This is a genomic window from Thiocapsa bogorovii (genome assembly GCF_021228795.1).
GTDB lineage: Bacteria > Pseudomonadota > Gammaproteobacteria > Chromatiales > Chromatiaceae > Thiocapsa > Thiocapsa bogorovii.
This window is the reverse complement of the sequence record NZ_CP089309.1, coordinates 4,623,192-4,645,462: the sequence shown is the minus strand read 5'-3', so window position 1 is coordinate 4,645,462 and position 22,271 is coordinate 4,623,192. Positions and strand designations below refer to the sequence as shown.

Genomic DNA, 22,271 nt, shown 5'->3' with positions numbered 1-22,271 from the left:
CGTACGCCATGATTCGCGACCTCGATGCCCCACGGGGGCCGAAAGCCCGCGCAATCGCGCACCATCGCATCCCGCCGTACGCGGGCTTGGCGGCCGATTACGACGCCCTTGTCGGGGACGCGCTGTTCCCGATCATACGCAGGAGCTTCGAGGCCTGTGTCCGCCGACGGGGCTTGCGTTTCCGGAGCATCGCCGACATCGGCTGCGGAACCGGGCGCTTTTTGGGCGACCTGCTGCGCCGCTACGACGTGCCCATGATCGGGGTCGACCGCTCACCGCACATGCTCGAGGTCGCCGCGAGGCGATTGCGGGGGCTGGGTGTGGTGCTCTTGCGGCAGGACATGCGCCGCCTGCGTCTACCGTATCCGGTCGACCTGATGACCTGCAACGGCGACACCTTGAATTATTTGGTGACGATGGACGATCTTGTCGCGGCCTTGCGGGGCTGCCGCGAGAACCTCACACCCGGTGGATATCTGCTCGGGGATCTCCTGAGCGGCCGCCCGGCGGCGGAGGCGCACGGATCTGAGGATGTGCTGCTAGCGCCATCCGGACGTACCAGCCGTTGGCGCGCAACGTGCGGTGGGCCGCCGGGAACGACACGAGTCGAGATTCGTTTCGGTCGGCACGGGGAGGCGCGCGAGTTCCATTTACAGCGGTGGCACAGCCTCGCCGACATCGAGGCAGCAGCACATCGGGCCGGGCTGCGCCTCGTCTCGGCGGCACCGCTCCTGATGGAGACAGGCCATCGGGAGCGCGCAGCTTGGCTGAAGATCATGATCCGTCGGGTCGTTGCGCCGCGAGGATTGGACCGCGGCGCCTCGACCGCACCGACACGACACTATGGGGAACGTCTCTGAGAGACCCTTGGGCAGACACTCGGCAACGGCCGTTAGTCGGGCCACGGGCCAGCAAAGCCGGGTTTCGGGGCATGCGTCGGCCGCCCTATGCTATTTTCTGCGTACGCTCGAATGCACGATAAGAAGATCTCGTCCCCGGGACGCATGGCGACGTTCAACCTGATCCACGTCAGGACGGAACCCATGTTATGAAGGCAATCGACGAGTTCACCATCGCGGACACCCGATGCCGGGTGGTCCCCGCAGTCGGCACGGACGACGAGAACGCTAGCGAGCTCCAAACCCGCGCCTGTGGTGGAACGGATGCCGTGCAGATCATCGGGAACTGCTCGCTGAATGGCCGCCGCTATCTCATCCTGATCGACGCGCGCGCGTCTCCGCCGGAGCCAAAGGACACGGACAGGATCCTCGAGCGCTTGACCCAGCGCGAGCTTCAGGTCGCCATGCTGGTCGGAAAGGGCCTGGTGAACAAGCAGATCGCCGATCGGCTGCACCTGAGCGAGTGGACGGTTTCATCCTACCTGCGCCGCATCTTCGTGAAGTTGGGCGTGCGCACGCGCGCAGCGATGGTCGCACGGGTGATCGCAGAATTGGGGGAATGACGCCGCGATATTTGCGTCGCGTCGCCGTGCCGGCGACAGGTGTAAGAAGGTTCGCGAGGCACAGCACATGTAGTACCTCGTTCCACCTTATTTTGCGTGCTCAGCGAGGCGAGAAGTGTTCAGCGGCTAGGCGCGCGAGTGAAGGAAGAGTGACCCTCTTTCAAGCTCGCGCAACAACGGCGCTGAACGCTTCTCGCCTCGCCCTTCGGGAGCCCCCCCAAAGGCGCCAGGGCAGCGTTACAGCCCTTGGAAATAGCACCCACTATTCCCCGCGGTCTGCGCCTTGCCCTGACGCCTTTGGGGGGGCTCTGAGCATGCAAAATAAGGTGGAACGAGGTACTAGCCGCAGGGCGAAGGCTCCGGATGCGAACCCGCTGCGGCGTCGCCCCATCACTCGGCATGGAACCCGGCGCAGCCGGGAGGCTGCACCAAGTCAGCGCACGGCCGACCAGGGACCGGGAGGCTCCGACCAGGCGTCGGGATCAGGCCGCATCGCCCCGCCAAGCGACTTCGCCTAAAGCTCAGGCCGCGTCGGATCCATAGGGTCTCCGGGCAAGGCGCTGCCGTCGCCAGCCGAAGTCAACCCATAGCACAAGACAGCGCCGACGATTTGTGGGATCGTTGACACCTGAATCCAATCCGTCGGTCACGCTCAGGAACAATATTTGCTTTCCGGCCACCAGGTTGCGCCGTCCGACGGCAGGACACCCACGCCCCGATCCATGTTTCGCCTTCCGACCGAGCCTCGCGTGTCCAAGCGCCGCAGGGCGATCGTCCACCTCGAAACCCGACACTTCAGCCAGGAATCCAGCCCCGATGTCGATCCTCGTCGCCATTAATCACAAGACCGAATACCGCTTCGACCGCTCGGTGAACCTCGCGCCGCATGTCGTGCGCCTGCGCCCGGCCCCGCACTGCCGCACGCCGATCCGGTCCTATTCGCTGAAGGTCGAACCCGCCGAGCATTTCATCAACTGGCAGCAGGACGCCTTCGGCAACTACCTCGCACGCCTGGTCTTTCCCGAAAAGGCCAAGACGCTGACGGTCGAAGTCGACGTGATCGCCGAGATGATCACGATCAACCCCTTCGATTTCTTTCTCGAAGACTACGCCTTCTATTACCCCTTCGAGTACGAGCCCGACCTGCGCAAGGAGCTGGCGCCTTATCTCGAGGTCACCGAGAGCGGACCCCTGTTGACCGAGTGGCTGTCGTCCGTGGACCGGACCAAGCGCGAGACGGTCTACTTCCTCGTCGATCTGAACCAGCGTCTCCAGCAGGACATCAACTATGTCATCCGCATGGAGGCCGGGGTACAGACCTGCGAGGAAACCCTGAGTCGTCGTCTGGGCTCTTGCCGGGATACCGGCTGGCTGTTGGTGCAGATCCTGCGCCACCTGGGCCTGGCCGCACGTTTCGTCTCCGGTTATCTGGTGCAGTTGACGGCGGACGTGAAATCGCTTGATGGCCCCTCCGGCCCGGAGGCCGACTTCACCGATCTGCACGCCTGGGCCGAGGTCTATGTGCCGGGAGCCGGCTGGATCGGGCTCGATCCCACCTCGGGGCTGTTCGCGGGCGAAGGACACATTCCGCTCGCCTGCTCCCCGGCACCACGCAGCGCCGCACCCATCACGGGCGCGACCGATAAGTGCGAGGTCGAGCTCTATTTCCACAACGAGATCACGCGCATTCACGAGGACCCGCGCGTCACCAAGCCCTATACGGACGAGCAGTGGGCCGCCATCGAGTCGCTCGGCCATCAGGTCGACGCCGAGCTCGAGGCCAACGACGTGCGACTGACCATGGGGGGCGAGCCGACCTTCGTCTCGATCGACGACATGGACGGCGCCGAATGGAACATCGCCGCGCTGGGTCCAACCAAGAAGATCTTGGCCGAGGACCTAATGCTGCGCCTCAAGCGCCAGTTCGCACCCGGCGGTCTGCTGCATATCGGACAGGGCAAATGGTATCCCGGCGAGCAGCTGCCGCGTTGGGCGCTCTCCTGCTTCTGGCGCAAGGACGGCCAGCCGGTCTGGCGCGATCCCGCGCTCTTCGGCTTGGAGAACACGCAATACGGCCACGGACCCGCGGAGGCCGAAACCTTCGTGCGCACGCTGGCCCGTCACCTCGGAGTGGATCCGAGCTTCGCCTCGGAGGCCCACGAGGACGTCTTCTACTATCTGTGGAAGGAGGCGCGCCTGCCGGCCAACGTCGATCCGCTCGACAACAAGCTCAAGGACCCCAACGAACGCAAGCGCCTGACGCGCCTGTTCCAACAGGGTCTGAACCGCGTCGCCGGCTACGTCCTGCCGCTGCGCTGGTGGGGATTCGGCGCGGAGGGGCGCTGGAAGAGCGGACGCTGGTCCTTCCGCGACGGCAACCTCTTCCTGATCCCGGGCGACTCCCCGATGGGATTCCGCCTGCCCCTGGATGCCCTGCCCTACATCCCGGAGGGCAAACTGGACACGGTCCCCGAGCGCAACCCCTTCGAGCCCGTGCCCGCGCTGCGCTCGCCCTTCGACGAGATCGCCCGCCGCTACACCCGCGTGGTCGAGCCCGCGCAAGCGCCGCAGCGGATCCGCGAGCAAGGCCATCGCCCGCAGGATCTGGCCGCGCAGTACGGACGCGCGACACCCGCCGACGACTCGCACGCGTCGCTGCATGCGCAGGTCGCCCTGCCGGATGACCTGCATCCGGACCTGATCCGCACCGCGCTCTGCATCGAGCCGCGCGAGGGCCGGCTCTACTGCTTCATGCCGCCGTTGACCCATCTGGAACATTGGCTGGATCTGGTGCTCTGTCTCGAGGACACGGCGGCCGAGCTGAAGATGCCCATCATCATCGAGGGCTATGAGCCGCCGCGCGACCATCGGCTTCAGAAGCTCGCGGTCACGCCCGACCCCGGCGTCATCGAGGTGAACATCCATCCGTCAGAACGCTGGGACGACATGGTGCGCGACACCCACATCCTCTACGAAGAGGCGCGCCAGGCACGGCTCGGCACCGAGAAATTCATGCTCGACGGCCGTCACACCGGCACCGGCGGCGGCAACCACGTCACCCTCGGCGGCCCGACCCCTGCGGACAGCCCGCTCCTGCGCAAGCCCGACTTGGTGCAGAGCCTGATCGGTTACTGGCAACATCACCCGAGCCTGTCCTATCTCTTCTCGGGGATGTTCATCGGCCCGACCAGCCAGGCCCCGAGGGTCGACGAGGCACGCGACGACCGACTCTACGAGCTCGACATTGCCTTTCAGCAGATGCCGGCCGGAGAAGTGCCGCAGCCCTGGGTCGTGGATCGGGTGCTGCGCAACCTGCTGACAGACGTCACGGGCAATACCCACCGCACCGAATTCTGTATCGACAAGCTCTACTCGCCGGACAGCGCCGCGGGACGTCAGGGTCTGGTCGAGTTCCGCGCCTTCGAGATGCCGCCGCACGCCCGCATGAGCCTGGCCCAAATGCTCCTGCTGCGCACCCTGGTCGCACGCTTCTGGAAGGAGCCCTATCGGCGCAAGCCCGTGCGCTGGGGCACCGAACTGCACGATCGGTTCCTGCTGCCCCATTTCGTGCGGCAGGACTTCAACGACGTCATCTGCGACCTGCAACGCGCCGGCTATCCGTTCGATCCCGCCTGGTTCGATCCCTTCTTCGAATTCCGTTTCCCGCACTACGGGGATTTGGTCACCGAGACCGGGATCAACATGGAGCTGCGCGCGGCCATCGAGCCCTGGCATGTGCTGGGGGAAGAGGTCACTGCGCAAGGCACTTCGCGCTTCGTCGACAGCTCGGTGGAGCGGATGCAAGTGAAGGTCAACGGCATGGTCGGGGATCGGCATGTGCTGGCCTGCAACGGACGGCGCGTCCCGCTGCGCCCGACGGGACGCAAGGCCGAGTTCGTCGCCGGCATCAGGTTCAAGGCATGGAGCCCGCCGTCCGGTTTACACCCGACGATCCCTTCCCACAGCCCGCTTCTGTTCGAGATCGTCGATCTCTGGAACCGCGCGAGTCTGGGCGGCTGCACTTACTATGTCGCCCATCCGGGGGGTCGCAGCGAAAGCAACTTCCCGGTCAACAGCTACGAGGCGGAGAGTCGGCGAATCGCACGCTTCCGGCTGATGGGCCATACCCCGGGACAGATCGACCCGCCGCCGGACGAGCCGGCCGGGGAGCATCCGTACACGTTGGATCTGAGGTACAAGCCGGGTTGCTGACCTAAACCGCGTCCCGAGCGGATATCCGGGTTGCGTTGAAAGACGCAACCCGGTGCATGTCGAGGGATCCGCGTTGGACGCGGTTTAGTAGCGTGAAGATCACCAATTCGCGAATTCGGTGGATTTACCTTTCCGGCATACGGCAGGCACAAAGGGATATCGCGCGGAGTTTTCGTTCACGACGCAGCGAAAACGAACGCCCCCGCCAGTGCCCTTTGCCTGGAGGTGAAGGCCGATGTCGACACCGTCGGTAAGCTTAGAATCTATGGTGCGCAGGACCAGGTTTCCGCAGCTATTCGGGGGACAGGGCTTGACCTGCCATTCAATGTCGCTCCACAGATCACTCTCGAACCCGAAGACATTCTTGAAGGCCGCACCGTCCCCATATTCATCGACCCCGCCCTCATTGCTCCACCCGAAGTCCGCCAGCACTGCGGGCATCGAGCCTGTGGACGCATAGTGTGCAACGATCGCAGGCTTAGCACCGGACAGCAACCCCAGACCCTCGCTGACCCGCGCTCGGATCACGTAGTTCTGATAAGCCGGCACGGCAAGTGACGCCAAGATCCCGATGATGGCCACAACGATCATCAACTCCACGAGAGAGAATCCGCGCGCTCCATCATATTCCAAGCGGCGCACACCCCTCCGCTCAAACTGATGCGAGCGCGATAAGACATCCATGCTCCATCGCAGGTTGCACAGGTACACACGGACGGATGCGAGCGCGATCACCCGGCATCTTGAAGCCATCTTGAATCTCCGTAATACCGAAAGGCGCAGACACGTTTCCCGATTCTCGGAAATCGGAAAGCAATTCTGGGGCCACGAGCTTACACCTGCAGTTCACGCGGATAATGCCCGTCGGCACCGAACGCAGAGTGCCTATAAATAACCCTTTCGGGCGCTGTATCACAGTTTGGATCAGTGCCTTGGTCTGTCTCGACCAAAACCGGAAGCGGCTAGAGTGGCCGATGCGGCATGACCTGCAGCGCGCAGAACCTGCGGGGCATGGTACCCTTTCGCGTTGACTTTCAACCTGCTCGACCGCCCCTACAGCGGCGATTGCGTTCCCTGTTCCCTGGAGACCTGCACCATGTCCACCGCCCCGAGCCGTGCGCTCGAGACCTTTCCCAACCCCCAGCCCGAGCGTGACTACAGCATCCGGATCCAGATCCCGGAGTTCACCTGTCTTTGCCCCAAGACCGGCCAGCCGGACTTTGCGGAGCTGACGCTGGAGTATGTTCCCGAGGCGCGTTGCGTGGAGCTCAAAGCGCTGAAGCTTTACGTCTGGACCTATCGTGACCAAGGCGCCTTTCACGAGGCGGTCACGAACCAGATCCTCGGCGACCTGGTCACGGCGACCGAACCGCGTTTCATGCGCCTGACCGCAGCCTTCAACGTCCGCGGAGGCATCTATACGACGGTGGTCGCCGAGCATCGCGCCGCCGGTTGGCGACCCGCGGATCCCGTCCAGCTCCCCTGATCTCGGTCGATCTCCGGTAGGCAATGCAAGCCGCGATGACCCCGATCACACGCCCGACATCCGATCGGATTTGGATCGGCATCGATCTCGGCACGTCCGGGTGTCGCGCGGTGGCGATCGACGAAGCCGGCAGGGAGCTGGCTTCGGCACGTACCCCGCTTGCCGAGCCGCTGAGCCCTGCTCCCGGCCAGTACGTGCAGGATCCCGAGCTGTGGTGGAAAGCTGTGCTCGACACCCTGACGGAGATCGGAACCATGCTGCCGGGTCGGGAGCCGGTTTCCATTTGTCTCGATGCGACCTCCGGGACCCTTCTGCTGGCGAGAGCGGACGGCAAACCCTGGGGCCCGGCCCTCATGTACAACGACCGGCGCGCCGTAGCGGAAGCCGCCGTGATCGATCGGGCGGCCCCGACCGAGAGCCCGGCACGCGGCCCGAGCGCGAGCCTCGCCAAACTTGTCCATCTCGGCGTGCGATACCCGCATGACAGCGCCGCTCTGGCACTGCACCAAGCGGACTGGATCATCGGGCGCCTGACCGGGCACCCTGGAGTGACCGACTGGAACAACGCCTTGAAGCTGGGGTACGACGCCGAACGGCTGTGCTGGCCGGATTGGGTGACGGCACTGCTACCCGCGGGGGTTCGACTGCCGCAGGTCGTCGCCCCCGGTGATCCGATCGGGCCTCTCGAGGCAACGCTCGCGAACCGGCTCGGCTGGCCGTCGACCGTTCAGGTTCTAGCCGGGACAACGGACAGCACGGCCGCGGTGATCGCCGCCGGGGCGGAGAAGCCTGGCGATGCGGTGACCTGTCTGGGGAGCACGCTGGTCCTAAAGATCCTATCGGCGCGTCCGGTGACGGCATCGGCCTACGGGATCTACAGCCATCGCTTCGGCGAGGCATGGCTGGTCGGAGGCGCCTCCAACAGCGGCGGCGCGGTCCTGCGCAGGTATTTCAGCGACGCCGAGATCGTCTCGCTCAGCCTCGACATCGATCCCGATCGACCATCCGGCCTCGACTACTACCCGCTCACCGGACCCGGCGAGCGCTTCCCGAGGTACGATCCCGACCTGACGCCCCGCCTCTCGCCGCGACCGAGGGAGCCGCGGGACTTCCTGCATGGTCTCCTGGAAGGCATCGCCCGTATCGAGGCGGAAGGCTACGCACGGCTCGCAGAGCTGGGCGCACCGCTGCCTCGGCGTATCGCGAGCATCGGAGGCGGAGCGGCCAATCCGACTTGGACAGCCATCCGCTCGCGTCTGCTCGGGATCCCGGTATCGAGCGCCGCGCATCAAGATGCCGCATACGGTGCTGCCTTGCTGGCCCTGCATCGTAGAGACCAATGACCCGAGATCCGTGTCAGCTGGGATCCGAGGGTGGCCCGAAGAGATACCCGGAGCCCCAATCGATGCCCAGCTCGACGAGTCGCTGCAAGGTGCCCTCGTCCTCGATTTGCTTGGCAATGGTCGTGATGCCGAGATCCCGAGCGGAGTGCTGAATCGTCGCGAGGATGGACCGAGCACGTTCGGATTCGCTGGCCAAGCGAACGAGGTCTGCATCGAGCTGGATAAAGCTGACCGGCAGATGAATCAAAAAGCGAAACGACGAGGTCTCTCCCCCGTAGTCGCTCACGGCGATCTTGCATCCCAAATCCAGCAAGGGTGCCAGCGCCCGCGCGACCTGCTCCATCTCTGCCGTGATCTGTCGCTCGCTGAGCGTCAGGACCACTGACGGTGCACCCTGCGCCGCAGAGGACACACCGGCGAGCTCCCGCGCCAGGGTCTTCAGGATGTCCGGATGGCGGACCAAGTCCCCCGATAGATGTACGAAGTCAAACAGGGGTTTTGAAGCGTTTTCGTCGGAGGACTTCAACCGGGCCGCAGTCGCACTCAGGAGCATGCTGTCGATCCGGTGCAGCAGGCCCAGTTGCTCGGCGATATCGATGAACGAGGATGCGGCGAGGATCCGACCGTCCGTGGCAACGATGCGGGCCAACGATTCTTCGGCGACGATCCGTCGATCACGCAGGTCAACAATGGGCTGAAACGCCGGAAGGATGCGCGCGGTCTGCAGCGCGGACTGCACCAGAACAGCCATCGAGACCGCGTAGACGCCGCTCTCGTGACCGTCGTAACAGATCCGATTCCGACCCGTGTTCTTGGCACGGTACAGAGCCATATCCGCTCGGGCCAGGACGTCCCTGGGGTCGCCTTCGTCGGGATGACAGGTCGCGAAACCGATACTCAGGGTCACGCGAATCTCTTGTCCTTTGATCTCGAGCGGCCGCGCGGCGACGCTCTCGCGAATGCGTTCGATCGCGGTTCGCGCCTGCACCTCGTTCGTCTCGGGCAGCGCGATCACGAATTCTTCGCCACCCCAGCGTCCCAGACAGTCGGCTTGCCGCACCTCCCGACGCAGTATCTCCGAAACCCATTTCAACACCTCGTCACCGACACCGTGACCATAGGCGTCATTGACGAGCTTGAAGTGATCGAGATCCAGGATTGCAAGACAGCACGGGCGCCCTGAACGCAAGCCCTGAGCATGAACCCGTTGAACGGTCTGCCAGACGCCGCGTCGATTCAGCAGACCGGTCAGCTCGTCATGATCGACGAGATATTCGAGCTTGAGCTCCGCAACCTTGCGCCGCGTCACATCCGTGTGGGTACCGGCGATCCGCAACGCCAAACCGTGCGCGTCCCGCTCGTAGACGCGTGCACGGTCCTGGATCCAGACCCAGTGCCCGTCGCGATGACGGATTCGGTATTCCGCCTCGAAACGATCGCTGTCGCCATGCGTTGCACGCTCGTACAGATCCTGGACCCGATCCCTGTCATCCGGATGCACCATGTCGACCCATGTCCGGGGATCGACCTCAAGCTCGCCCTCCGCGTAACCGAGCATCGCAAGATAGCGCGCATCGACCGACATCTGTATCGGCGAGAAGGAGGCCGTGTAAAGGCCGATTTCGCCGCCCTCCACGGCAAGCTCGAACCGCCGCTTCGCAGCCGCCAATTCGATCTCGGCCTCTTTGCGCTCGGTCACGTCGCGACCGACGCCGATGATCGCCGAGACCGTCCCGTCGGGATCCAAAACCGCGGTGTCGGACCACGCCAACCAACGCCAGCCATCGACGGTCAACGCCCGTTGCTCGATGGTGCAGGTATGCGGGGGCTCGAGAAGTTTCGCCATTGCCGCTGCGGTTGCCGCTCGGTCGTCTTCGTGCACCGACGGCATGAAGGTACGCCCGATCAGCTCGGCCTTGCTTCTGCCGAAGGTCCGACAGTAGCTTGGACTGACGAACAGGAAACGACCCTCGGGGTCGACCTTCACGACGAGATCCGTCTGATTCTCGATCAGCAGGCGATAGTCTTCGTCGGGCGTCTCGTGCACACCTCGCGTCGATGCCTGCTCAGCCTTGTCTTGGGTCATGTGCCGGGTCACGCTGGTATGGGCTCGGGACCGAGCCTAAGGCCGTCGGTCCTCAATCGACCGGAGGCGTCTCATTGGGTCGAGTCTGTACGCCGCCAGCCCGGGAATTCCGAGGCGATCGCGTCAGGCATCAGCCGAAAGGGAGCCGAGCCCGGCACCCTGGGCGGGATACCACGCGCGGAGGTTAGCGCGCCACCGCCGCCAGGTCGAGCCCGGGCGCGGGGCAAGCGACAACAGGCGCGATGTGAATATTCACACACACGCATTGACTCGATCCAGCGAATGCTCAGATGTCGGGCGCATTCAAACCCGCCACTGCGCCGCGGGCCGCGGTTTCGAGGACGCCACCTCAATCAGGGGATGTCGCATCCACATAGCGATCACGGGCCGCCTTCGCGCGCTCGAAGATGCCCAGCAGGCGTTCGCCGTCGGCGCTGCGAATACTTTCGGCGAGATCGGTCATCTCGATGCCGAAGCGCGCGAGCATGGCGCTCAGGGCCTCGCGATTGGCCAGACAGATGTCGCGCCACATCACCGGGTTGCTGGAAGCGATGCGGGTGAAGTCGCGGAAACCCCCGGCGGCATAACGAAAGATCTCGTCGTTCTCACGCATGCGTGCAAGCGCATCGACCAGCCCGAAGGCGAGCATATGGGGCAGGTGGCTGGTGGCGGCGAGTACCTCGTCGTGATGGGCGACCGACATACAGGTGACCTCGGCACCGCAGGTCTCCCACATCGCGGTGACGCGTGCGAGTGCATCGGCGTCGGTCTCGGGCAACGGGGTCAGGATGACGCGACGCTGACGGTAGAGCTCGGCAAAGGACGCCTCTACGCCACTGTACTCGGTGCCGGCGATCGGATGACCCGGAACCAGTCGCGGCGGCACGCCGCCGAAGACACCGCTCGCATCCGCCACCACGCTGCCTTTCACGCTACCCCCGTCGGTCACCACCGACGCGGGATCGAGCCGGTCGCGGATCGCCTCGAAGACACCGCGCATGGCGCCGAGCGGCACCGAGACAAACACCATGTCCGCGCCCGCCACCGCCTCGGCGGGATCCCGTGTCAGCAGGTCCACGACACCGAGGTCGCGCGCCCGCTCGAGGTTGGCGAGCCCGCGCCCGCAGCCGACGATCTGCTTCACGGCGCCGGCCTCCCGAAGAGCCCGCGCCAGGGATCCGCCGATGAGTCCAACCCCGATGATCGCCAATCGCTCGATCATGACGCGAGGATGTCCTCGAGCGCGGCGATGCAGCGGGCGTTCTCCGCTTCCAGGCCGATGCTGATGCGCAGGTGATTGGGCAGACCGTAGTTGGCGACCGGTCGCACGATGACACCGCGTTTCAACAGATCATGATTCACGGTACCCGCGGGGCGACCGACATCGACCGTGATGAAGTTACCGACCGACGGGATGTACCCGAGCCCCATGCGTTGGAAGGCATCGAGGTACTGGCGCATCCCCGCACGGTTGAGCTCGACCGATGCGCGCACATGCTCGCGATCGCCGATTGCCGCGGCCGCGGCCGCCTGGGCGAACGCGTTGACGTTGAACGGCTGACGCACCCGGTTGAGCAGATCCGCCACATGCGGATCGCTGAGTCCGTAACCGACCCGCAGCGCAGCCAACCCGTGGGCTTTCGCGAAGGTCCGGGTCACGATGAGATTCGGAAACTGCTCGAGCCAGTGCGTGGCGTCCGGGAAGTCCGGCTCGCCGACGTACTCGGTGTAGGCCTCGTCGATCACGACGATGCAGGTCCGCGGTATGGCCTCGATGAATGACTTCAGCGGCGCGGCCGCCAACCAGGTTCCGGTCGGGTTGTTCGGGTTGGCGATCCAGACCACGCGCGTCTTGTCCGTCACGAGACGCGCCATCGCGTCGAGATCATTGCCGTATTCACGCGCTTTGGCGACCCGCGCGGTCGCACCGACCGCCTGAGTCGAGATGGGATAGACCGCGAAGGCATGCTCGGAAAAGACCGACTCCACGCCTGGAAAGAGGAAGGTTCGGGCGATCAGGTCAAGCACGTCGTTCGATCCGTTCCCGATGGTCACGGCCGTTTGCGGGACACCGTGGAACTCGGCGAGCACGCGTCGCAGCTCGAAGCCGCCACCATCGGGATAACGACCGATTTCGCCCATAAGACCGGCGATCGCTTCGCGCGCACGGGGGCCTGGGCCCAACGGATTCTCGTTCGAGGCGAGCTTCACGGAGTCGCGAATACCGAGCTCGCGCTCCAACTCCGAGACCGGCTTGCCGGGGACGTAAGGCGTGAGTCCGGCGATTCCGGGTGCGGTCAGGGGCAGGAATGGATTGTCTTGGACAGTCATGAGTAGCGGCTCGGCTGCAGCTGTGATGGTTGGATGTCCTCGGTCGCCAGATCAACCGAAGGCTCGACATGGGACGCGACCTCGATCGACTCCCGATCGAGGAACCTGTCATAACGGATGCGGCCCGAAGGCTCAAAGCACCGCCAACGGATAAGACCCGAGCACCTTGAACAGAAGCGATGCCTGCCTGAGGTTCTCAAGCGCGAGCGCGACCTTGGGGTCGTCTCTGTGACCCATGATGTCGATGAAGAAGACATAATCCCAGATGCCGCGGCGTGAGGGACGTGACTCGATGCGGGTCATGCTGATGCCGTGGGCGGCCAGCGGTGTCAGCAGGGTGTGGAGGCCGCCGGCCTGATTGCGGCAGGACAGCAGCAGGCTGGTCTTGTCCTGGCCTTGGCCGCTCGGGCGAGAGTCCTGCGGACCGATGACGAGGAAACGGGTGGTATTGCCGGGTTCGTCCTCGATGCGCTCGGCGAGCACCTTGAGTCGGTAGATCTCGGCGGCTTGGAGGCCCGCGACAGCCGCGGCATCCTCCTCCGTCGCGGCGGTACGGGCGGCCTCGGCGTTGCTGCCCACGGCGACACGATCGGCGTTCGGGAGATGTCGATCCAGCCAGCCGCGGCACTGCGCCAAGGATTGCTGGTGAGAATAGACGGTGCGGATCGCGCAAAGATCCTCGGTCACGCTCATGAGGTGATGGTGGATCCGCAGACTCACCTCGCCGGTGATCATCAGGGGCGAGGCCATGAACATGTCCAGGGTGTGGCTGACCACGCCTTCGGTCGAATTCTCGACCGGGACCACGCCGAAATCGCAGGAGCCGGCCTCTACCTCGCGGAAGATCTCGCCGATGGTGGCCAAGGCGAAGGTCTTCACCGAGTGGCCGAAGTGCTTGATGGCCGCAGCCTGGGTAAAGGTCCCGGCCGGACCGAGAAAGGCGACGTTGAGCGGGCGCTCGAGAGCCAGACAGGCGGACATGATCTCGCGAAAGAGGCGGGCCACCTCTTCGCCGTCGAGCGGACCCGGGTTGGCCGCCTTGATGCGACGCAGGACCGCGACCTCGCGCTCGGGCCGATAGAACTGCACTCGACCGCCGTCGGCCGCCGTCTTGATGTGGGCGACCTGTTGGGCGCAACGGGCGCGCTCGCTGATCAGACCCAGCAGCTCCAGATCGATCGCGTCGATCCGATTCCGCACGTCATCCAATGCGTCGCCCTTTGCGCTCTTGTCCTCCATCAGTCGATCCGTTCCCGAGCCCCGAGACAACGCACCGAGAGGACACCGCCGATGCCGCGTAATTGCTTCGCCGTGTCTTCCGAGCACCGCTGATCGATATCGATCAGGGTCACCGCAACGTTGCCGCGCGAACGATTGAGCATATCGAGAATATTCAGCCCCGCTGCAGCCAGATCGGTCGAGATCTGCCCGACCATGTTGGGTACATTGCTGTTGACGATCGCGATTCGGTAGCCGCCGTTGCGCGGGAGATTGATCTCGGGGAAGTTCACCGAGTTGGTCACGTTGCCGTTCTCGAGATAGTCGCGGATCTCGTCGGCGACCATCACCGCACAGTTCTCCTCCGCCTCTTTGGTCGAGGCACCGAGATGCGGCAGAGTAATCACCCGTGGGTGGTCCTTCAACAGGTTGCTCGGGAAATCGCAGCAGTAGGCATAGATGTGGCCCTGATCCAGCGCGGTGACGACCGCGTCGTCGTCGATGATCCCGTCGCGCGAAAAGTTCAGCAGGACAGCGCCCTTGCGCAGTGTGCGCAGCCGCTCTGCGTTGATCATGTGCCGCGTCTCGGGCGTGAGCGGCACATGGAAGGTGACGAAATCCGAGCGCGAGAGCAGATCGTCGATGCTCAGCGCCGGCTGCACGTCGCTCTCGAGTTGCCAGGCGCGCTGGACCGTGATGGTCGGATCATAGCCGACGACGCGCATCCCGAGTGAACGTGCCGCGTTGGCGACCTTGACCCCGATCGCGCCGAGACCGATGACGCCCAGCGTGCGCCCCGGCAGCTCGAAGCCCACGAACTGCTTCTTGCCCGCCTCGACCGCCTGATGAATGGCCGTGTCGTCACCTTCGAGCTGACGCGCGAAGCGCCAAGCCTGACCGATATTGCGTGCCGCGATCAACATGCCGGCGATCACGAGCTCCTTGACGGCATTCGCATTGGCGCCGGGCGCATTGAAGACGGCCACGCCGCGCTCGGTCATCGCCTGAACCGGAACATTGTTGGTCCCGGCGCCGGCGCGCCCGATCGCCTGCACGCTCGACGGGATGTCGGCCGCCTCCATCTTGGCCGATCGCACCAGGATGGCATCCGGATGGGCGATCTCCGAAGCGACCTCGTAGCGGTCTCGCGGCAACCGGTCGAGCCCGGCGACGGCGATATTATTAAGCGTCTGTATTTTGAACACTGAATCGCGTCCTGAGTGATAAGCGGATGTTGGATTGGAGGGTCGAGCGTCGCGCGCTTCAACCGGCCTTTCAGTCGACGCGATTCAGAAATAAAAAAAGATCATCCTGAACCGCGTCCGCGCCGAGGGCCGAGGTGACATGCAGCGCAAAACCAAAACCCGGACCGCGCATGTCACGCCGATGACGCGGTTCAGCCGTGCTTGCGCTCGAATTCCTGCATGAAGCCGACCAGCGCCTCGACGCCCTCCTGCGGCATTGCATTGTAGATGCTTGCGCGCATGCCGCCGACCGAACGATGGCCCTTGAGCGTCGTCAGGTTCGCGGCCTTCGCCTCTTTGATGAAGGTGTCGTCCAGCTCCGGGTCGGCGAGGGTAAAGGGGACGTTCATCCAGGAGCGCGACCCCGGCGCGACCGGGTTTTTGAAGAAGCCCGAGTCATCGATCGTCTTATAGAGGAGCTCGGCTTTGCGTGCGTTGATCTTGCCCATCGTATCCAGGCCACCAAGGCCCTTCAACCACTCGAAGACCAGTCCGGCGAGATACCAGGCGTAGGTCGGCGGGGTGTTGTACATGGACTCGTTGTCGGCCTGGACCTTGTAGTCCAGCATGGTCGGTGTCCCGGACAGGGTCTGGCCGAGCAGATCCTCGCGGACGATCACGATGGTGAGCCCCGCCGGGCCGATGTTCTTCTGGGCACCGGCATAGATGAGTCCGAAGCGCGAGACCTCGATGGGGCGCGACAGGATGGTCGAAGACATGTCCGCAACCAGAGGCTTGTCGCCGACATCCGGGACATAGGGAAACTCGACGCCCTCGATGGTCTCGTTGGGGGTGTAGTGGACGTAGGCGGCATCGTCGCTCAGGGTCAGCTCGTCCTGAGACGGCGCACGGGTGAAGCGTTCGGTCTCGGTACTGGCGGCAACATGGACTTGACCATAGCGGCGCGCCTCGGCGATCGCCTTCTTGGACCAGGAACCGGTGTTCAGATAGTCCGCACTCGCCGCGCCGCGCAGGAGATTCATGGGTATGGCTGCGAACTGTGTGGATGCGCCGCCCTGAAGGAACAGGACCTTATAGTTGGCCGGGACCGCCAGGAGCTCGCGCAGATCGGCCTCGGCTTGGGCCGCGATCGACATGAACTCCTTGCCGCGATGGCTCATTTCAGCGACGCACATGCCGCTGCCGCGCCACTCGAGCATCTCGTCGCGCGCCCTGCTTAGGACAGGCTCAGGAAGCATTGCAGGGCCTGCGCTGAAGTTGTAAACCCGAGCCATTCTGTGATCTCCGTTAAACCGCGCCCGGCGCGGTATGCGATGTTTTTGGATGGAATCGGCCCCGACAGCCTTGACGAGCGTTGGAGCCGGCGCGGTTTAAACTATTAAAACATATATCATTTTAAACCACGCCCCCGCGAAAGGCCGTGGATGCGCCGAACGGTGAGCTCACTCGAAATTCAGCATTTCGCTCCGAACGCGGTTTAGAAGGCGCGCGTCCGCAGCGCGCGCCAACCGAAAACCGACAACAGCGGTTGCTCTATGCCTGCGGATCGCTGTCGGGATCGGCATCGGGAGACTGATCATCATCGTTCGGCTCGTCGTTCGCCTCGTCCGGATCTTGATGCTCGGCAAGATCCCCATTGCCTTCCTTCTCGCCCTCCAGCGCGACGATCCGCTCGAGATAGACAAGCCGCTCGCCCTCGCCGAGATTGATCAGCTTCACGCCCTGCGCACTGCGACCCACGACCGGAATCTGATCGATCGGGGTGCGGATCAGTGTGCCGCCCTCGGTGATCAACATGATCTCGTCGCCGGGACGCACCAGCACGGCGCCGACCTGGGCACCGTTGCGCTCGGAGGTACTGATGCCGATCACACCCTTGGTGCCGCGACCCTTGGTCGGGAAGTCCTCGACACGGGTGCGCTTGCCGTAGCCGTTTTCGGTCACGCTGAGCACGGTGCCGGGCTCGGGCACGAGCAGGGAGATCACCTTTTGCCCCGGCGCAAGTGACACGCCGCGAACGCCGTGGGCGGTTCGACCCATCGCGCGGACCGCACCCTCGCTGAAACGCACCGCCTTGCCGGCGGAAGTGAAGAGCATGAGGTCCTGCTTGCCGTCGGTGATGGCAACGCCGATGAGATACTCGTCTTCACGCAGATCGATCGCGATGATGCCGCGCGAGAGGGGCCGCGAGAAGTCGTCGAGCGGGGTCTTTTTGACCGTGCCGGCGCTGGTCGCCATGAAGACGAAATAGCCGGACTCGTAGTCGCGCACAGGCAGCACGGCGTTGATGCGCTCGCCTTGCTCCAGCGGCAACAGGTTGACCATCGGCCGACCGCGCGCGCCGCGACCGGCCTGCGGCAGCTCGTAAACCTTGAGCCAGTACACGCGCCCGCGACTGGAGAAGCAGAGCACGGTGTCGCGCGAGTTGGCCACGAAGATGCGGTCGATGAAGTCTTCTTCCTTAAAGGAGGTTGCGCTCTTGCCCTTGCCGCCGCGCCGCTGCGCCTGATAGTCGCTGATCGGCTGGGCCTTGACGTAGCCCTGATGCGACATCGTCACCACGACCTCTTCAGGCGCGATCATGTCCTCCAGGGTGAGGTCGGTGTGGTCGACCTGGATCTCGGTGCGCCGGTCGTCGCCGAACTGATCGCGGATCGCCGTGAGCTCCTCGCGGATCACGTCCATGAGGCGATCGGATTCGGAGAGGATCATCAGTAGGGCGGCGATCTTGTCGAGTATCTCCTTGAATTCGTCGAGGATCTTGTCCTGCTCCAGCCCGGTCAGGCGTTGAAGCTGCAGATCCAGGATCGCCTTGGCCTGGCGCTCGCTCAGCCGATATCCCCCGTCGACCAGACCGAAGGCCGATTCGAGCTCCTCGGGGCGGGTCTGCTCCGCGCCGGCACGCTCGAGCATGCCGGTCACCGAGCCGGGCGCCCAGGTCCGCGCCATCAGTCCCTCGCGCGCCTCGGCCGGGTTGGCCGATGCCTTGATCAGGGCGATGATCTCGTCGATGTTCGCCAACGCGATCGCATAGCCTTCCAAGACGTGGGCGCGGTCGCGGGCCTTGCGCAGCTCGAAGAGGGTGCGGCGCGTCACCACGTCGCGGCGGTGACGGATGAAGTATTCGAGGATCTGCTTGAGATTCAGAGTCCGCGGCTGGCCGTCGACCAGGGCGACCATATTGATACCGAAGACCTGCTGCATCTGGGTGTGCTGGTAGAGGTTTGCCAGCAGCACCTCGGCGTAGGCATCGCGTTTAAGCTCGATGACGACGCGCATGCCGTCCTTGTCGGACTCGTCGCGCAGACCGTCCTGGGCGATGCCCTCGATCTTCTTTTCCTTCACCAGCTCGGCGATGCGCTCGAGCAGACGCGCCTTGTTGACCTGGTAGGGCAGCTCGGTGACGACGATCGCCTCGCGCCCGCTGCGCTTCTGGACCTCGATCATGGTACGGGCACGGATGACCGCTCGGCCGCGACCGGTCCGGTAGGCCTCGCGGATACCGCGCACGCCGTTGATCAGCGCCGCGGTCGGGAAATCCGGGCCGGGCACCAGCACCATCAGCTCCTCGATGGTGATCGACGGGTTGTCGATGGTCGCCAGACAGGCATCGATGACCTCGCGCAGGTTGTGCGGCGGGATGTTGGTGGCCATGCCCACGGCGATGCCGGATGAGCCGTTCACCAGCAGATTCGGGAAGCGCGCCGGGAGGACAACCGGCTCATGCTCGGTGTTGTCGTAGTTGGGTATGAAGTCGACCGTGTCCTTGTCGAGGTCATCGAGCAGTGCGTCGGCGATGCGCGTCATCCGCACCTCGGTATAGCGCATGGCCGCGGGGGGATCCCCGTCGACCGAGCCGAAGTTGCCCTGCCCGTCCACCAGCAGGTAGCGCATCGAGAAGCGCTGCGCCATGCGGACCATGGTGTCGTAAATGGCCGAGTCACCGTGAGGGTGGTATTTACCCATGACGTCGCCGACCACGCGAGCAGACTTCCGGTAGGCACGGTTCCAGACGTTGCCCTGCTCGCTCATCGAGAAGAGGACACGCCGGTGAACCGGCTTGAGTCCGTCGCGCACATCGGGAAGCGCGCGCCCCACGATCACGCTCATGGCGTAATCGAGGTAGGACTGACGCATCTCGTCCTCGAGATTGATGGGAAGAACTTCTCTCGCGAAATCTGCCATGGGCGTGGTAAACCGACGTTGAGGCGTGCCGCGCGGAGCACCGTAACGGGCCGCGTTTGTACGGATGATTAGCCGGTGAAGTTTACCACGCGGGGCACCCCTTCCCCATCCATAACGGCGACTTTGTCGCCGATTCGCCCTGCCTCAGGGGCAACCGGAGACCACGGCGGTCGATTCCAGGACAACCTGATTACTTCCGCTGTGGCGAGGAGGCGCAACGCCGGCCCGGGGTGCGCGGGGGCGTGCGATATGGCGACAACTCCGTGCATGCTCGGTGGAGTCAGACGTCGGCGGCGGTGGAGCTGCGCGGCGACGCAGTCCGCCTGCCGCGAAGGCCCGTATTTGGTGTATCGTGGCGCACATGAACAGGAACTTTGCTGAGTTTTTGCTTCCGGACGCCCTCATGCGCGGACTGGAAAAAGAGGGCTTCGAGACCCCGACGGAGGTCCAAGCTCAGGTGATCCCGGCTGCGATGGAGGGTCTCGATCTCTTGGTCTCGGCCGCGACGGGCTCGGGGAAAACCGCCGCCTTTCTGCTGCCGGTCATGGAGCGCTTGGTCGGCGCGCCTCGCTCCGACAGCGGGACGCGCGCCCTGGTGTTGGTGCCGACCCGTGAGCTGGCCCGCCAGATCCATGTGCACTTCACTCGCCTCGCCAGCTACACGCGCCTGAACAACGGCGTGATTACGGGCGGCGACTCAAGGGCGCATCAGATCGCGACCCTGCGCAAGAACCCGGAGATTCTGGTGGCGACGCCCGGTCGCTTGCTCGAGCTTCTCGAGAAGGGCGAGGCCGACCTGACCGACCTGGAGATCCTGGTCCTCGACGAGGCCGACCGCATGCTCGATATGGGCTTCGTCGACGATGTCCTCACGATCATCGGCCGGACCAACCCGACGCGCCAGTCGATGTTGTTCTCGGCGACCCTGCACCACCGAGGCCTGAGTCGTATCACCGAGCGCCTGCTGCGCGATCCGCGCGTACTGACCGTCAATCCGGTACGCGAGCAGCATCCAGACATCACGCATCAGGTCATCTTGAGCGACGGTCCCGAGCACAAGCAGCAGCAGATCCTCTGGCTGCTCCGCAACGAGACCTACGAGAAGGCACTGGTCTTCACCAACACCCGCGACGGTGCGACGGCGCTCGGCAACTATCTGATCGGCGAGGGTCAACGCGCGGCCGTACTGCACGGGGAGTTGGAGCAACGCGAGCGCAATCGTGTCGTCGGGCTGCTGCACAGCGGGCGGGTCAATGTCCTGATCGCCACCGATGTCGCGGCACGCGGGCTCGACATCCCCGGTGTCGAGCGAGTGATCAACTTCGACCTACCGCGCAGCGGGGACGATTATCTACACCGCACCGGGCGTACCGGCCGTGCCGGGGAGCAGGGCGTGGCCATCTCGCTGGTTGGTGCCGCCGAATGGAATCGACTGGAGAGCATCGAGCGGTATCTGAATCTCGGCCTCGAGCGTCGCAGCATCGAAGGGCTCAAGGCCTCCTTCAAGGGTCCGACCAAACGCTCGGGTGCGAAAAAAGGGGCAAAAAAGAAGAGTGCGGCCAAGGCCCTCGGTGCGAAGGCCGCCGCGCCAAAGCCCAAGGATCGCCTGCGCGACCGCAAGAATATCGGAAAAAGGCGTCGCCCCAAACCGACTGCGGGAAGTGAGGTCGGGGTCGAGGCCGGTCATGCGCCGCTCGGAAAAAGACGGCCGCATCAAGCCCAGCCTGAACCCGAGCACGGCGACGGGGCGAAAAGCTGATCCCCGCGCCCACATCCATCCCGCACGCGGGCTCCGCACCTTTGCCGCCACCAAGACACTGAACCGAACTGCCGATGGTTCGAGGTTTCACGCCCTTGCCCGCGTTGCCGTCGCGGACGAAGGGCCCAACCCCGCGCCCTCAGACCGTGACGCCCATCGACTGGTGGATGTGTTTCACAACGAGAGGATGCAGTCCGGCCTTCTCGGCAAACCGGCGCAAATAGTCCTGCTCTTGAGGGGTGTCGACCTCGACGGCCAGCAGTGACGCGGCATAGACCTCGGCAGCCACCTCCGGGCTCGGGATCTCGGCCACGAAGGCGTCGAGATTCAGCGGCTGGCGCAGCTCCGTCATCAACCACTCCTGTGCATCTGCGCCCATGCCGGCGGCCTCGATCTTGCCGACGATACGCTGGATCTCGTCGACGCTCACCTGGCCATCCGACTTGGCGATGTTGATCATACCCTTGATGACCAACTGCGCAGTGTTCTCCAACGCCTGCTCCTCCGCCGCGGTCTGCGGAGCTCTGAGGCCCAACGGCAACTCCGGCGCTCCGCTCGCAGCCGGCAGTCCGCCGGCCTGAGCCGCTTGACCCGATTCGGTGAACGCCTTGTAGGCGATCCCGGCCAACATCGCGAGCGCACCCCCGGTCATCGCGCCTTTCACGGACTTTCCTCCGCCGCCCAAGACCGAGCCGAGCACGGCACCGATCCCGCCGGCTTGCATCGGATTCTGCGAGGCATTCCCGAGCGCGCCCTTGGCCATTTCCAGGAGGTTGCCCAGCATATCGCCGCCGGCACCCCCGCCCTGCCCGCCGGTCATCCGACCGAAATTCGCCTGCAGATCTTGAAGCGCATTCCCCATCCGGCCCGAGCCGGACTGGGCCATATTGCTCTGAATGAAGCTGCCGAGCAGATCGCCGAAGTTGGCCATGTCGTTCTCCGATGCAAGTGGATCGAAAAATGGTCCTCGCGCGGGGCGTGCTC

At 64.4% G+C, this 22,271-nt stretch carries 15 protein-coding genes; 6 read left to right on the top strand and 9 right to left on the bottom strand.

Annotated elements, in window-relative coordinates; translation table 11 throughout:
• Positions 1 to 8 precede the first annotated feature (8 nt).
• The 3 genes from LT988_RS20660 (at position 9) to LT988_RS20650 (ending at position 5,674) form a co-directional block, all read left to right on the top strand.
• Positions 9 to 860, top strand: coding sequence for a class I SAM-dependent DNA methyltransferase (locus tag LT988_RS20660; RefSeq protein WP_232407366.1), 852 nt, complete (start codon positions 9 to 11; stop codon positions 858 to 860).
• Between the two features lie 188 nt (positions 861 to 1,048).
• Positions 1,049 to 1,462 carry a helix-turn-helix domain-containing protein gene (locus tag LT988_RS20655; RefSeq protein WP_232407365.1) on the top strand — a complete coding sequence of 138 codons (414 nt, stop codon included), beginning with the start codon at positions 1,049 to 1,051 and terminating at the stop codon, positions 1,460 to 1,462.
• A gap of 816 nt (positions 1,463 to 2,278) precedes the next feature.
• A complete protein-coding gene (locus tag LT988_RS20650; protein ID WP_232407364.1) occupies positions 2,279 to 5,674 on the top strand; it encodes a transglutaminase family protein in 3,396 nt (1,131 codons plus the stop codon).
• 99 nt (positions 5,675 to 5,773) lie between these two features.
• On the opposite strand, the gene LT988_RS25325 is transcribed toward LT988_RS20650, so the two are convergent.
• Positions 5,774 to 6,265 carry a pilin gene (locus LT988_RS25325; protein ID WP_408648082.1) on the bottom strand — a complete coding sequence of 164 codons (492 nt, stop codon included), beginning with the start codon at positions 6,263 to 6,265 and terminating at the stop codon, positions 5,774 to 5,776.
• A 505-nt stretch (positions 6,266 to 6,770) separates the two neighbouring features.
• Here LT988_RS25325 and queF point away from each other — a divergent pair.
• Together queF and LT988_RS20635 are read left to right on the top strand one after the other, a co-directional pair.
• Positions 6,771 to 7,160, top strand: a complete 390-nt coding sequence (queF, locus tag LT988_RS20640; RefSeq protein WP_232407363.1) for a preQ(1) synthase — start codon at positions 6,771 to 6,773, stop codon at positions 7,158 to 7,160.
• 35 nt (positions 7,161 to 7,195) lie between these two features.
• Positions 7,196 to 8,503 (top strand): FGGY-family carbohydrate kinase, encoded by a 1,308-nt coding sequence (locus tag LT988_RS20635; RefSeq protein ID WP_232407362.1) that lies wholly within the window; start codon positions 7,196 to 7,198, stop codon positions 8,501 to 8,503.
• Positions 8,504 to 8,516: 13 nt separating this feature from the next.
• Here LT988_RS20635 and LT988_RS20630 read toward each other — a convergent pair whose 3' ends face one another.
• The 7 genes from LT988_RS20630 to gyrA all read right to left on the bottom strand — a co-directional run bounded on the left by LT988_RS20630 (position 8,517) and on the right by gyrA (position 19,528).
• On the bottom strand, positions 8,517 to 10,589 hold the full coding sequence (locus tag LT988_RS20630; RefSeq protein ID WP_232407361.1) for a sensor domain-containing protein: 2,073 nt from the start codon (positions 10,587 to 10,589) through the stop codon (positions 8,517 to 8,519).
• 349 nt (positions 10,590 to 10,938) lie between these two features.
• Positions 10,939 to 11,811 (bottom strand): prephenate dehydrogenase, encoded by an 873-nt coding sequence (locus tag LT988_RS20625; protein ID WP_232407360.1) that lies wholly within the window; start codon positions 11,809 to 11,811, stop codon positions 10,939 to 10,941.
• The gene (hisC, locus tag LT988_RS20620) at positions 11,808 to 12,920 is read right to left on the bottom strand and encodes a histidinol-phosphate transaminase (RefSeq protein ID WP_232407359.1); all 1,113 of its coding nucleotides are present in this window, start codon (positions 12,918 to 12,920) and stop codon (positions 11,808 to 11,810) included. Before hisC ends, LT988_RS20625 begins: the two co-directional genes overlap by 4 nt.
• 132 nt (positions 12,921 to 13,052) lie before the next feature.
• Positions 13,053 to 14,159, bottom strand: a complete 1,107-nt coding sequence (gene pheA / locus LT988_RS20615) for a prephenate dehydratase (protein ID WP_232407358.1) — start codon at positions 14,157 to 14,159, stop codon at positions 13,053 to 13,055.
• Positions 14,159 to 15,343, bottom strand: coding sequence for a phosphoglycerate dehydrogenase (locus LT988_RS20610; protein WP_232407357.1), 1,185 nt, complete (start codon positions 15,341 to 15,343; stop codon positions 14,159 to 14,161). The genes pheA and LT988_RS20610 overlap by 1 nt, the downstream gene beginning before the upstream one ends.
• 191 nt (positions 15,344 to 15,534) lie before the next feature.
• Positions 15,535 to 16,617: a 3-phosphoserine/phosphohydroxythreonine transaminase gene (gene serC, locus LT988_RS20605; protein WP_232407356.1), complete on the bottom strand. Its 1,083-nt coding sequence runs from the start codon at positions 16,615 to 16,617 to the stop codon at positions 15,535 to 15,537.
• A gap of 259 nt (positions 16,618 to 16,876) precedes the next feature.
• On the bottom strand, positions 16,877 to 19,528 hold the full coding sequence (gene gyrA, locus LT988_RS20600; RefSeq protein ID WP_232407355.1) for a DNA gyrase subunit A: 2,652 nt from the start codon (positions 19,526 to 19,528) through the stop codon (positions 16,877 to 16,879).
• A gap of 361 nt (positions 19,529 to 19,889) precedes the next feature.
• On the opposite strand from gyrA, the gene LT988_RS20595 reads away from it, so the two are divergent.
• Positions 19,890 to 21,287, top strand: coding sequence for a DEAD/DEAH box helicase (locus tag LT988_RS20595; protein WP_232407354.1), 1,398 nt, complete (start codon positions 19,890 to 19,892; stop codon positions 21,285 to 21,287).
• A 139-nt stretch (positions 21,288 to 21,426) separates the two neighbouring features.
• Here the strand turns inward: LT988_RS20595 and LT988_RS20590 are convergent, their stop codons facing one another.
• Positions 21,427 to 22,218 (bottom strand): tellurite resistance TerB family protein, encoded by a 792-nt coding sequence (locus LT988_RS20590; protein WP_232407353.1) that lies wholly within the window; start codon positions 22,216 to 22,218, stop codon positions 21,427 to 21,429.
• Positions 22,219 to 22,271: the final 53 nt, after the last annotated feature.

Bases quoted from the DNA above. Each gene is read 5' to 3' on its own strand.
- LT988_RS20660 (WP_232407366.1), top strand. From the start codon at position 9: ATGATTCGCGACCTCGATGCCCCACGGGGGCCGAAAGCCCGCGCAATC.
- LT988_RS20655 (WP_232407365.1), top strand. From the start codon at position 1,049: ATGAAGGCAATCGACGAGTTCACCATCGCGGACACCCGATGCCGGGTG.
- LT988_RS20650 (WP_232407364.1), top strand. From the start codon at position 2,279: ATGTCGATCCTCGTCGCCATTAATCACAAGACCGAATACCGCTTCGAC.
- LT988_RS25325 (WP_408648082.1), bottom strand. From the start codon at position 6,265: ATGATCGTTGTGGCCATCATCGGGATCTTGGCGTCACTTGCCGTGCCG.
- queF (WP_232407363.1), top strand. From the start codon at position 6,771: ATGTCCACCGCCCCGAGCCGTGCGCTCGAGACCTTTCCCAACCCCCAG.
- LT988_RS20635 (WP_232407362.1), top strand. From the start codon at position 7,196: ATGACCCCGATCACACGCCCGACATCCGATCGGATTTGGATCGGCATC.
- LT988_RS20630 (WP_232407361.1), bottom strand. From the start codon at position 10,589: ATGACCCAAGACAAGGCTGAGCAGGCATCGACGCGAGGTGTGCACGAG.
- LT988_RS20625 (WP_232407360.1), bottom strand. From the start codon at position 11,811: ATGATCGAGCGATTGGCGATCATCGGGGTTGGACTCATCGGCGGATCC.
- hisC (WP_232407359.1), bottom strand. From the start codon at position 12,920: ATGACTGTCCAAGACAATCCATTCCTGCCCCTGACCGCACCCGGAATC.
- pheA (WP_232407358.1), bottom strand. From the start codon at position 14,159: ATGGAGGACAAGAGCGCAAAGGGCGACGCATTGGATGACGTGCGGAAT.
- serC (WP_232407356.1), bottom strand. From the start codon at position 16,617: ATGGCTCGGGTTTACAACTTCAGCGCAGGCCCTGCAATGCTTCCTGAG.
- gyrA (WP_232407355.1), bottom strand. From the start codon at position 19,528: ATGGCAGATTTCGCGAGAGAAGTTCTTCCCATCAATCTCGAGGACGAG.
- LT988_RS20595 (WP_232407354.1), top strand. From the start codon at position 19,890: ATGAACAGGAACTTTGCTGAGTTTTTGCTTCCGGACGCCCTCATGCGC.
- LT988_RS20590 (WP_232407353.1), bottom strand. From the start codon at position 22,218: ATGGCCAACTTCGGCGATCTGCTCGGCAGCTTCATTCAGAGCAATATG.